This window comes from uncultured Campylobacter sp. (assembly GCF_938045775.1).
Lineage (GTDB): Bacteria > Campylobacterota > Campylobacteria > Campylobacterales > Campylobacteraceae > Campylobacter_B.
The window spans coordinates 1-12619 of sequence record NZ_CALIBH010000157.1; the positions used below are offsets into that span (position 1 = coordinate 1).

Sequence of the window (12619 nt, forward strand, 5' to 3'; positions counted from 1 at the left end):
AGGCATTTAGAGATGATGAAGACGAATATTTTACAGCGATTTGAAACGATTATGGGGCGAAAATATGATGGCGAAATGGAGTTAAATTTATTGTGGCAAAAGCCGGGTGAATCTGTGAAATTCTATTACGGCAACAACCGCGAGCCGGTATATGCGTGGCAGGCAAGATGGAAAATTGTAGCTAATGCAGAACTAATCAATTTGATCCTTGGCACGGGCGCTGGAAGTGGGTGCATGAACTACGGAGTAGGGGTTTTGGAGGTTGTAAAGCAAGACCTTATTAAAGTACAAATTTCAAATCCTAAAAAGGATAATTGCTTGCTTTGAAATCGATTGTATAATAAAAATCTAAAAAAGGCAAATTATTTTTTTAAAATACAATAACTATTGACAATATAATTAAAATTTAGTTATAATTCACCTATATTTTAGAAAGGATAAATTTTGGGCGATATAGTTAAAATTTTTTCTAGTATCGGCGAGATTTATGATAAACAAAAAACTAAAATTAATAACAAGAGCTATGAATACGATGCTATTAAAATTTATCTTTGCGATATTGAAAGCAAAGAAATATCGGTAAATAATAATATTTCAAGAGATGATTTAATAGTTTGTAGATTTGGCATAGGCGCAAATTCTGGTAATTTGTTCCCCAATGTCCAATTCATTAGTAAAGCCGTAAAAGACGATACTCCTAAATTTATAAAAGGAATTTTAAAAGCCGTAAAAAATATGCTCTCTTGCTTCAATCCTGACGATATCAAAAATGATAAAATATTAACGGATTTATCTGGCTTAAACGAGAGCTTTTTTGATGATATTTTAAGTGAAATTGTAGCTCTACAAGAAGAGCCTAAGAAAAAGGGCATGAAAGTGGCTACTTTTTTTGCATTATCTTGGGAGGGTAGACCAGTTTCAGCGTATTTCAAAAATATTTTTACGAGTCATTTAAGCGATAGCGATAATAGTAAAACTGCCAAAATTTATGGTTATGATATGCTTACGAATAGTATGGGTATCGGTGGAGATGCAAATTTAGCATTTTGTTCCGTAAATGAGCTACCGACTGCTTTACAAGACATTAAAGTTAGATTACTACCTCTAAATAGTGCTAATGCAAATTTGGTTAAAAACGGTTTTATGGCAATTGATAAGGAATTATCTTTTAATTTTTACGGGGATAAAATGGCGGTCTTACCGACGTTAATGGTAAATGATACAAATTTATTAGAAAAAATAGTGGAAATTTTAAAAGATCCGAGCGAAAAGAAAAAAGATCTGCAAGGCATACAAAATATCGAAGAAAATATTAATTACGAATTGGAATTCGTAGCTAAAGCACAAGCAAATATGCCCGTACTAAATACAATTTTATTTTATAAAAAAAGCAATGCCGCGGTTAATGTATTATTGCAAATAGATGATGTATTGCCGTCTTATATTTCTAAAATTTCCGATTTAATGGGTAGATACAATATTAGAGCGATTAGGCGAAAAGATAGTAAAGATCAACAAGACGATACTATTTACATGCAAAATTTATTTCTTAAAAACATCGACATTATGAATTTTTTATTATCGCAAAATAGGATGAATTTAGATGATATGATGGAAAAATATGCTGCTTTGATTTATAAAGGCAATATTAACTCTAGTTATGCGTCAAAAATAGAATGGAGATTTTATTTTAATTGCGTTAAGACATATCGAAATAGAAGTATAGAAAGTATCGAAAAATATCAAAATTTCTTTAATGAAATAGGTGCTTTAAATGAAAAAATATCATTTGCAAGGGAGGTTAATTTGCAAGGCTTAAGCGATAAAAAAGAGCTAATAAGCTCGATTTTGAAAAATAGCGAATTTCTAAAAGATAATGAAGTATTGCAGAGTGCATATTTGCTAGGAATGATGTCTGCAGGGTTGATAAATCGCCAATTTGCTATTAGCAAAAATAGTTCATTCGAAAAATGGCTGAATAATGCCGGAGTAATTACGAAAGAGCTGTTAGAACGGATTTGGACCAAGTGTGATGAAACTAACAAAAAACTCTCCAATGTATCGCGAGGAAAAAGAAGTGCTAATATAGAAATCATGCGCGATATTTTGATTGGAATTTTACCAAGTGCGTTTTTATCTCAAAAGCGGGTTAAGAGCGCTTATGTAACGCTGGCTTTTGCTATGGGCGGAAGTGATTTTACGAAATATATTAAAGATAACACTCAAGGAGACGAGTAATGAAAAAGAAGGAAATTCTATTTCTTTGGGACGGCGAAAATTTTAATCCAAACGGCGATATGCTAAGAGATAACGCTCCTAGGATAGACGATGAGACGGGTGCAGCAGAAGTTACTGATGTGCGTATAAAGCGAACAATTAGAGATGAAATTATGAAAAAAGACGAAAGTGCGATTTTCATTAAAGAGTATAAAAGAGATGAAAATATCTTAGATTGCAAAAGCGCAATACGTGAAGTAATTAACGTTAAGCAAGAAAAAATCGAGATTGAAAAAGAAATTTTATCTAAATTTATCGATATTCGCGCATTTGGTGGAGTTTTGCCGATATCGGATAAAGACGAGATGAAAAAAGAAGGCATAAAAACAGCCGGAATTCAATTTATTGGACCCATTCAGTTTAGAATGAGCAGATCGCTTCATAGAGTTGCGGTAGAGCATATAAAAGGCACCGGCGCATTTGCAAGCGGTAGCGATAAGGCAAATAAAACGTTTAGGGAAGAAGATTTTTTAAATTATGCAATGTTTGCAACTTACGGAATAGTGGATAATCATAGTGCAAAGATTACGAATTTGAGCGAAGATGATGTGAAAGTGATTTTAAGCGCGCTCTGGAGTGGGACTAAAAATTTAATTACTCGCACGAAAATGGGTCAAATGCCTAGGTTTATGCTAGTAATTACATATAAAAATGATACTTTCGCTGGAGATTTAAATAACTGTATAGCTATAAATAGTAGCAAAGAAGACGTAGAGATAAGAAGTATAAATGATTTTATGATTGATTTTTCTAGATTAAAAGCTAAACTTACTAGATACGCACAAGAGATCGAAAAAATAGAGTATATGAGCGATTTTGACTTCGAGCAAAATAACAGATCACAATTTGATAGTAATTGGATAAAAATAGGATTTTAAATGGATATAATAGCTTTTGAGCTATCGGGAGATTACGCGCATTTTTCTCATCCAGCTACTATCTACTCGTCTCTTACATACCCAGTGCCGCCAAAGACTGCCGTAATGGGGTTTTTGGCGGCGATTATAGGTGAAATGAATTATTTTAAACTTAACGATATAGGTTATAGCGTTATTTTAAGTTCGCAATTTCGCAAAAAAACTATGATTTTTAACGGTATAAAATTTGCTCTATCGTCAAGTATGCATATCGAACAAGGCTATCAAGATTCTAGCGAGAAAAAGCAGTTTTATAAAGAGCTAATAAAAGATCCTAGATATGTTATATTCGTTGATTTAAGTGCTTTAAACGCTTCTTATAAAGAAAATATAATTAACAGCTTAAAAGCTCATAGATGCTCCTTTACACCATATTTAGGTATAAATTTTTGTATAGCGGATTTTAAATATATCGAGATAAAAAATTGTGAATTGGTGCATGAAAAGGAAAGTTTTATAGATACGTTCGTTTTGATGGACGATTTTATATTTGATGCACAAAACTTTGATATCAGACTTACTACGGCTAGAATGGCTTGCGGGTGCGAGGAGGGTAGAATTTTTAAGGATTTTAAAGATTTCGTTATTAAGTTAAGCGGCAATAGTCAAATCAAAGCAAAGAATAGAGGAAATATTTATCAAATAAATGACTACAAGGTCTACTTTGCAAAGTGAGCCGCTATCGCATCCTAATAAACTGCTAATAAAGCATATAACAAATATGCTTGCTAAAACGGATAGTAGGCTTTTGCAATGCGTTAAAATTTATCACGATATAGCCAAGCTAAAAACTAATTTTCAAATTTATATCAAAAATCCTACCGAAAAAATTGCAGATAAAAATCATGCTTTATTATCCGCTTACATATTTTTACTAAATTCAGAATTTAATGAGCTAGATACGGCTTTTGGGTTTTTATCCATCGTATCACACCATGGAAATGTAGAAAATTTTTGCGAGCTTACAACGCAAAATAAAAATTTCGGCAAATATTTTGAGAGCTCGAAAGAGCTAGGCTTTTGGGATGAAGTCTTAGATAAAGCTTTAGGTTTAGAAATTTACAAAGATATTAAAAGGGATAAAAATGAGCTTTTAATTAAAGCTAAACATTTAAGAGAATACTTCAAATTTACGAAAAAGAAGTTTGATTACGATGACTTTTTAAATTTCAAAGACATATTTTCGTCGCTTATTTATAGTGATAAATATGAAGCTATTTTTAATCAAAGAATTCCTGTTTCTAAACCGGCGAATTCTAATACGATCGAAAAATATATCAAAGCCCTGGAAAATTGTAAGCCAAATGCGAAAAGAAGCGAGTTTAGAAAATTCGTTTTAAATAATTTCGATGTAGATCATAATCTTTTTACTTTAACCGCGCCTACAGGCTACGGTAAGACTTTGACTGCGCTAAATTTTGCCGCTAAATTTAATAAAGAACGTATTATTTACGTGCTGCCGTTTACGGCTATCATAGATCAAGTTTATGATGAGATAAAAGAGATTTTCGAAGACGATAAAAATATATTAATTCATAAAATTCATCACAAAACTACGATAGATGAAAGTACCCCGCAAGATCGCTATTCTAAAGTTAAATTTTTGATAGATTCCTTTAGCGGAGATATTAACGTAACCACGCTATATCAATTTATATTTGCACTCTTTGGAAACAAAAATAAAGATAGCGTAAAATTTAACCGATTAAAAAATAGTGTAATAATAATCGATGAGGCGCAGGCAGTACCGTATAAGTTCAGGGCGGATTTTATGAAACTTTGCGAGATGATGGCGGAGAAATTTGGCTGCATTTTTATCTTTATGTCCGCTACGATGCCTATTGTTGATACGACTAAATTTAAAGAAATTTCAAATTTAGATTATTTCAAAGATCAAAATAGATACGTTTTAAAGTGGTTTGATGGTGACGAAAGTACTTTAAAAGACAAGATTAGACAATTAGCAAAAAGCAAAAATACACTAGTCGTCGTAAATACTATTAAAAAAGCCCAAGAGCTATTTTTGGAATTTTACGATGAATTTAAAGTTTTTTGCCTAAACGGATATATGTGCGATGATCACAAACGAAAAAATATCGAAAATATAAAAGATGCAATTGCAAAAAATAAAAGTGGGTGCGGTGATCCGATCTTGCTAATTTCTACACAGTCTATCGAAGCTGGCGTGGATTTGGATTTTGATGTCGGATTTAGAGAGATAGCGCCCATTAGCTCGATTATCCAAACCGCCGGTCGTATAAATAGAAATTTCACAGCTCTGGGAGAATTATACGTATTTAACGATATTTGCGACTATTCCGATCTCATTTACGGTGATTTAAAACGTATTAGCGATACTATTTTGGTAAAAATTCTAAAGCAAAGAGATATCATCGAAAGCGAAATTTTAGATATTTCCACTAGGTATTTCAGCGCCATAAAGCAAAGCCTAGAGAGCTTATTTTTGGCGGAACAGATGCAAGAGCTAGGATTTTACGATATAAACGAAAAGGTTAGCGAGGCGATGGATGATAGGCTTAAAATTTTAGTAATAATTGAGCCAAAAGAAGATTATATTAAAGAATTTCAAAATGAAATTTTTGAAATCAATAGGCTTGATATGGACAAATTTAATAAGAAAGATATATTTACGAATACTATTAAGAAAATTAATAGGTTTGGTGTAAATATCACAGAATTTGATGCAAAGCGTTTAAATATAAAGCGTATTGATGGGCTAAAAGATGTTTATTATTTACCATTCGGCGATACTTCGTACAATAATAATTTCGGGATTAAAAAGGATACCGCCTTAAATCTCAAGAATGAGTTTTTCGACTAATGTTTTGCAAAGACCAAATTACCGGCACGCTTGTGAATTATTACATCACCTGCAAGCGCGAGGCATGGCTTTACGCACACAATATTCACGCCAATCAGGAAGATGAAAACGTGCTGATGGGCAAGGCACTAGCGGATATCAAAGAGAACGGTTTACAGGAATTCGCATTTTCAAATTTGAAATTTGATAAGCTTTCCAAGCAGCGCGGACATTATCTCATCACCGAATATAAAAAGAGCCTAAAAAATCCAGAAGCAGGCAAGATGCAGCTACTTTTTTACATTTATCTTTTAAAAACAGGCTTAAATTTAAAAGAGGTGAAAGGCAAGCTAATTAGCGGCAAAACCGTCATAGCCATTGAGGATAACGCCGAAAATTTCACTAAAATCGAAACAATTCTAAATAGCATCGCCGCCCTTGTAAACGAGCCAAAGCCGCCTAAATTTAGCCCGCAAAAGATTTGCGAGAGTTGCGCTTATCGTGATTATTGCATTTAGGAGATAGAATGTACGCTATTTTATTTTACGATATTTCAAGCAGCGACGAAAAGGAGAAAAATAACGCTGCGCGCGTCCGAAAGGCGGTCGAGAAGTTTCTGCCTCGCGTGCAATTCAGCGTTTTCGAGGGTGAAATCAGAGCGAGCGATCTTAAAAAATTAATGGCGATTTTGCAAAAAGAATGCGCCAGCAAGCTTGATTCGGTAGTAATTTATACTTTTAATTCGCTCAAATATTCACAGCGCCTAGTCATCGGACGCGATAAAAATGAAGCGATTTTCAGCTAAAATTTAAGGATAAAGTATGCAAAAATCGGATCGCACGCATTTTATTTTGAGCCCAGGCCGATTGCGCCGCAAAGATAATAATCTATACTTCGATAAATTTAACGACGAGGGCGGAATTTTAACTAGTAAAATTTTGCCGATTAACGCAATTGATGAAATTTATATTTTGGCGCGGGTAGAGCTTGACACTTATGCTATGGCGTTTTTGGCTAATAATAACATTTTGTTGCATATTTTTAGCGCCTATCAGAGCTTCCGCGGCAGTTTTTTCCCGAACACTTCAAATTCTGTAAATAAAAGTGGCTTTGTACTTTTGGCGCAGTTGCGGGCTTTTGATGATCTTTCTAAGCGCCTTTTTATCGCTCGCGAGATTACTCGCGTTCGCATCTTAAATGCAGCCATTAATTGCAAGGCTTATGGCGTCTCGCTCGATACTACGCCGCATCTGGATGCCCTAGCGCGCGTCTGCGACATAGCAGCGGTAATGGCAGTGGAAGGCGGCTTTGCCAAGCAGTATTTCGCGGCCTGGAACGAAATCATCGAGGATCAGCGCAGTTTTAAATTTACGACGCGCTCCAAACGCCCGCCGGCGGATAAAATTAATGCCCTCATTAGCTATGTAAATACGCGTATTTATAACGTCTGCCTCAGCGAAATTTACAAAACAGAGCTCGATCCGCGCATCGGCTTTTTACACGAGCCAAACTACCGCGCGTTAAGCCTGCATCTTGATCTTGTAGAGATTTTTAAGCCTATTTTAGGCGATAGATTAATTTTTGGAATGTTAAACAAACGCGAGATTACGGCAAAAGATTTTGAAACGGATGCGGGGCGTATTAGATTTGGTCGAGAAGCGGTGCAAAAGATCGAGCTAAAAATGATCGAGAAACTATCATCTTGCGCAAATGTAGCGGGACAGAACCTAACCTGGCGTCAAATCATCCGTCGCGAGGCAAATCAGATCAAAAAATACGTCTGTGAAGGCGTGCCTTACGAGGGGCTGGTATGGCGGTAGGTCTCAGGGCTTCGAGCTTAATTTATGCTTTTTTAATCTTAACTAGAATCACTTACGCCCATAGATTGCGCCCTCTTAAAATGCATGTGCTTTTAAAATAAATTTGATCTGAAGCACGGAACGGCGAACGAATTGGCTTTAAAAACGCATATGCTTTTAAAATTTCAGCTTTTTATTATTCACACTTCGATTTTTGAATATCTTTATATTTAGATTTTAACATTTGCGCTCACGATACATATAGATAGCGATAAAGTTACTTTTAAGATTCTGAAATGCCTAATTTTGGGCATTGAGCAATCGGGAGCTTTTTTAAATTTAGTCCATTTTAAGGCATAAAAATATATACTCCTAACACTTTCTACCTAGAAAAATGGCAAAATTCGTGCTGTAGAATTCCATCCCGTTGGGAATTGAAACGAATAAATAGCACTAGAAAAAGAACTTTTTTCATTTGTAGAATTCCATCCCGTTGGGAATTGAAACTACTCATAGCTGTTTTGAGTGGCGGTGCCGTTTTGGTAGAATTCCATCCCGTTGGGAATTGAAACGGCGTGGAATGCCCTAAAAGCTTTGCAAGCTCAACGTAGAATTCCATCCCGTTGGGAATTGAAACTAAGGATTGTGAGAAACCGGTCTAATATCGCCGTTGTAGAATTCCATCCCGTTGGGAATTGAAACTCCTCAAGAGCGTGTTCCGTAAAATATCTGATATGGTAGAATTCCATCCCGTTGGGAATTGAAACTAAAGATATAGGCTCGCATCTAAATTCCTTAGGCGAGTAGAATTCCATCCCGTTGGGAATTGAAACGTGGCTGGACCTGATTGGCCATAAAAAGAATCCTTTTGTAGAATTCCATCCCGTTGGGAATTGAAACAATTTATATCCTGGCCTAATTTCTAAAGTAGGGGGTAGAATTCCATCCCGTTGGGAATTGAAACTATCTAATATAGGCAGCGCTCAAGAGAAAATCATTAGTAGAATTCCATCCCGTTGGGAATTGAAACTCTTTCTGCGCTCTCCGCCTAAATTTAGCGTGCGGTAGAATTCCATCCCGTTGGGAATTGAAACTGATAAAATAGGAATAAACGAAGCTGCTAAAAAATCCAGTAGAATTCCATCCCGTTGGGAATTGAAACTATCTTTTTGCTCTATTGGGTATTTCCAGTTTTTGGTAGAATTCCATCCCGTTGGGAATTGAAACTCAAGCTGATCAAATAAAAATACAACCATACGAAGTAGAATTCCATCCCGTTGGGAATTGAAACAACCTAGAGGGCGGAAGGAAGAGTTATTTTCACAAAGTAGAATTCCATCCCGTTGGGAATTGAAACTAATGACTTTTACAAGAAAAGCGGCTAAAGAAATGCGTAGAATTCCATCCCGTTGGGAATTGAAACAAATAGTTGTTAATGCATTAACATATTTGTTTGTAGTAGAATTCCATCCCGTTGGGAATTGAAACAATTTTTGCAAAATAGATATAACCCGTCCATCTGGTAGAATTCCATCCCGTTGGGAATTGAAACTTGATTTGAAAAGGTATGACGTAAGTTTTAGTTTTTGTAGAATTCCATCCCGTTGGGAATTGAAACTAAATTTGATAAACGGCTAAATAGGTCTTTCCACGTAGAATTCCATCCCGTTGGGAATTGAAACGAAAGTGATATATCAACCTGCAAGAAACATATAGCGTAGAATTCCATCCCGTTGGGAATTGAAACAAAGTGAATTTACTTGGCTCAAAGCAAAATAAACCGTAGAATTCCATCCCGTTGGGAATTGAAACTATTTGCAGTAATATATTTTTGCGTAGTAATGATATTGTAGAATTCCATCCCGTTGGGAATTAAAACAATGATCTTTGATACCACTATACAGATCATCACGAGTAGAATTCCATCCCGTTGGGAATTGAAACTACTGCTCTAAAGATATATCAAGCTTATACATAACGTAGAATTCCATCCCGTTGGGAATTGAAACACTTCACTTGCCAAAAGCTGACTTAACGACAGAACCAGGTAGAATTCCATCCCGTTGGGAATTGAAACGAGGGAAAACGAACTCGGGGGTATGGGGGTGTCCGTAGAATTCCATCCCGTTGGGAATTGAAACAACGGCAAATCCCCCTATGTTTTTCCTTAAAGTTTGTGTAGAATTCCATCCCGTTGGGAATTGAAACTGAAATTCTTTCAAATCATCGCTATAAGCACAATGTAGAATTCCATCCCGTTGGGAATTGAAACTATTTAGTCAAGTGGCGCGTGTTTCGCTTCGCTCTCGTAGAATTCCATCCCGTTGGGAATTGAAACTTCTATATATACGCGCGCGAGGGCTGAAAAACGTAAGCGTAGAATTCCATCCCGTTGGGAATTGAAACTTTTAAGAATGATAAAAACATTCTCGATATTATTGTAGAATTCCATCCCGTTGGGAATTGAAACAATAGAGGAACGGAATAATGGTCATCGTAAGCGGTCTGTAGAATTCCATCCCGTTGGGAATTGAAACTTCCTTTATAATATACTTTATAGCCGTGTTCTTTGGTAGAATTCCATCCCGTTGGGAATTGAAACGACCTTGACGAAAACGATATAACGACCAGTATTATGTAGAATTCCATCCCGTTGGGAATTGAAACCGTTTTCAATGCGCTTGCGCTAAGAAATTTGAGGGGTAGAATTCCATCCCGTTGGGAATTGAAACTTATGAATTTGACGTCCTAGACAAAACCGACGGCGTAGAATTCCATCCCGTTGGGAATTGAAACTCTTCCTCTTTTTCTTTATCAGTCTTAGCACTATCGTAGAATTCCATCCCATTGGGAATTGAAACTGTGTAAAATTTTTCCGTTTGAGGCTTTTGTTTTGTAGAATTCCATCCCATTGGGAATTGAAACCAACTGAATACAAAGGTAAAAGACGCGTCAAAGACGTAGAATTCCATCCCGTTGGGAATTGAAACTCCAATAAGCATCGTCCTCGTCGGTCGTAAGCGTATGTAGAATTCCATCCCGTTGGGAATTGGAACAATTTTCGCACGATGGAAATAATTTTTCCATCAGCATAGAATTCCATCCCGTTGGGAATTGAAACTATCTTTGTAATCGTTGGTATTCGTTTCAAGTATAGGTAGAATTCCATCCCGTTGGGAATTGAAACGCTTTTGAAGTTTGCAAAAACGCTTTAACTTTACGTAGAATTCCATCCCGTTGGGAATTGAAACCCTTGTTGTCGAGTAGATTTATGGTGTCAAAAAGCTCGTAGAATTCCATCCCGTTGGGAATTGAAACTCTACGCGGAGATTTGAAAGGTTGCTATTTCTCGGTAGAATTCCATCCCGTTGGGAATTGAAACTAACGGTATATTCATAAAATAAAGCTTAAATCCTAGTAGAATTCCATCCCGTTGGGAATTGAAACTCCTCCAAATACAAGCTATAAAAATCCGTCACTTTGGTAGAATTCCATCCCGTTGGGAATTGAAACTCTGCGATCTGATCAGACGCAATGATGTTGATGAGTAAAATTCCATCCCGTTGGGAATTGAAACTCAAAATAGTGCGATAAAAGGTATCTTTGATGTTGAGTAGAATTCCATCCCGTTGGGAATTGAAACTGCGCCAAAGAATGTAGTATGAGACGACGGCGTTGAGTAGAATTCCATCCCGTTGGGAATTGAAACCGAATTCGAACTCTTCCTCGCTAACGCCTAGCGATTGAGTAGAATTCCATCCCGTTGGGAATTGAAACCGACAGAGCTATCGCATACAGCGGCGATGAGAAGGTAGAATTCCATCCCGTTGGGAATTGAAACATTTATATGTTTCAGATTGAAAATAAAAATCAGAGGTAGAATTCCATCCCGTTGGGAATTAAAACTATAAACAATTTTATTATATTTTTTATCTTTAACTGTAGAATTCCATCCCGTTGGGAATTGAAACTCGTTTATAATCGCATTATTTGCCGCCTCGCGCGCGTAGAATTCCATCCCGTTGGGAATTGAAACTCTACTAATGAATGATAAAGATTTAGCGGGATTTTCGTAGAATTCCATCCCGTTGGGAATTGAAACTATGGACAGTGCTTATTTTCAGGATCGAAATCATGGTAGAATTCCATCCCGTTGGGAATTGAAACGCTCTTTGTACTGGCAGATATGGCTCGGCATAGGGTAAAATTCCATCTTGTTCGTAATTGTTACCAGAACCGATCAAAAAAATCAAATCCCAAAAGCTTCGATATTAAAATTTCATCTATCCCGGTTTAAAAATTTAATGTGCCGTTCTATAAGATGCCTGTTTGTGTGGGCCGGTTCGTCTTTACGGCATAATATGCAAAATTTTATAAAATTTTATGTTTATTTTATGCAGTATTCTGTATAATTCATACGGATAAACGAAGTGTTTTGCTATTTTTACTTATGAATGACACGATTTTTATTCATTTTATACGATTTTATGTATAATTAACGAATAAATTTGTATAATTTTCATATGTTAGAAACGAGCGATATATTCAACATTTTGCACAATGCCGTCGAAGCTAAAAACAACGGCAAAAAGATCTCGCACGCCGCGATGGCGCAGAGGTTAGGCGTGTCGATGCGGACGTATCAGGACTGGCGCTTGGGCACGACCAAGCCGCAGGCCGCGACCGCGATATGCCAGATGTTGTGCGAGCTCGATAGCGACGACGCTGCGTTTGTGCTGCATAAGATAAAAAAACTTATAGGAGAGTAGAGTGCAAAACATTACTTTGCAAGAAAAGCTGGATCT

Annotated in this window: 8 protein-coding genes, 1 pseudogene and 1 CRISPR repeat array; all 9 genes and pseudogenes read left to right on the forward strand. The window is 36.3% G+C overall.

Translation table 11 applies throughout. The features are described from left to right. A pseudogene (locus tag Q0238_RS05860) lies at window positions 1-327 on the forward strand (CRISPR-associated protein Cas6); the annotation flags it as partial. A gap of 117 nt (window positions 328-444) precedes the next feature. Then, the gene (locus Q0238_RS05865) at window positions 445-2238 is read left to right on the forward strand and encodes a TM1802 family CRISPR-associated protein (RefSeq protein ID WP_297943886.1); all 1794 of its coding nucleotides are present in this window, start codon (window positions 445-447) and stop codon (window positions 2236-2238) included. Continuing rightward, window positions 2238-3155, forward strand: a complete 918-nt coding sequence (cas7b, locus tag Q0238_RS05870; protein ID WP_297943888.1) for a type I-B CRISPR-associated protein Cas7/Csh2 — start codon at window positions 2238-2240, stop codon at window positions 3153-3155. Before Q0238_RS05865 ends, cas7b begins: the two co-directional genes overlap by 1 nt. Next, on the forward strand, window positions 3156-3869 hold the full coding sequence (gene cas5 / locus Q0238_RS05875) for a CRISPR-associated protein Cas5 (RefSeq protein WP_297943891.1): 714 nt from the start codon (window positions 3156-3158) through the stop codon (window positions 3867-3869). A gap of 46 nt (window positions 3870-3915) precedes the next feature. Next, on the forward strand, window positions 3916-6036 hold the full coding sequence (gene cas3 / locus Q0238_RS05880; protein WP_297943894.1) for a CRISPR-associated helicase Cas3': 2121 nt from the start codon (window positions 3916-3918) through the stop codon (window positions 6034-6036). Further along, window positions 6036-6533, forward strand: a complete 498-nt coding sequence (locus Q0238_RS05885) for a Dna2/Cas4 domain-containing protein (protein ID WP_297943896.1) — start codon at window positions 6036-6038, stop codon at window positions 6531-6533. Before cas3 ends, Q0238_RS05885 begins: the two co-directional genes overlap by 1 nt. 8 nt (window positions 6534-6541) lie before the next feature. Further along, complete coding sequence (gene cas2, locus Q0238_RS05890) at window positions 6542-6820, forward strand: CRISPR-associated endonuclease Cas2 (protein WP_291937660.1); 279 nt, start codon at window positions 6542-6544, stop codon at window positions 6818-6820. A gap of 16 nt (window positions 6821-6836) precedes the next feature. Further along, window positions 6837-7835, forward strand: a complete 999-nt coding sequence (cas1, locus tag Q0238_RS05895) for a CRISPR-associated endonuclease Cas1 (RefSeq protein WP_297943899.1) — start codon at window positions 6837-6839, stop codon at window positions 7833-7835. Window positions 7836-8225: 390 nt separating this feature from the next. Further along, a CRISPR array of direct repeats spans window positions 8226-12045; the repeat unit is 30 nt; unit sequence GTAGAATTCCATCCCGTTGGGAATTGAAAC. A 292-nt stretch (window positions 12046-12337) separates the two neighbouring features. Next, window positions 12338-12583, forward strand: coding sequence for a helix-turn-helix transcriptional regulator (locus tag Q0238_RS05900; protein ID WP_040303199.1), 246 nt, complete (start codon window positions 12338-12340; stop codon window positions 12581-12583). Window positions 12584-12619 lie beyond the last annotated feature (36 nt).

Coding starts and splice junctions, on each gene's coding strand:
- cas5 (WP_297943891.1), top strand. CDS start 3,156: ATGGATATAATAGCTTTTGAGCTATCGGGAGATTACGCGCATTTTTCT.
- cas1 (WP_297943899.1), top strand. CDS start 6,837: ATGCAAAAATCGGATCGCACGCATTTTATTTTGAGCCCAGGCCGATTG.
- Q0238_RS05885 (WP_297943896.1), top strand. CDS start 6,036: ATGTTTTGCAAAGACCAAATTACCGGCACGCTTGTGAATTATTACATC.
- cas7b (WP_297943888.1), top strand. CDS start 2,238: ATGAAAAAGAAGGAAATTCTATTTCTTTGGGACGGCGAAAATTTTAAT.
- Q0238_RS05900 (WP_040303199.1), top strand. CDS start 12,338: ATGTTAGAAACGAGCGATATATTCAACATTTTGCACAATGCCGTCGAA.
- cas3 (WP_297943894.1), top strand. CDS start 3,916: ATGCTTGCTAAAACGGATAGTAGGCTTTTGCAATGCGTTAAAATTTAT.
- cas2 (WP_291937660.1), top strand. CDS start 6,542: ATGTACGCTATTTTATTTTACGATATTTCAAGCAGCGACGAAAAGGAG.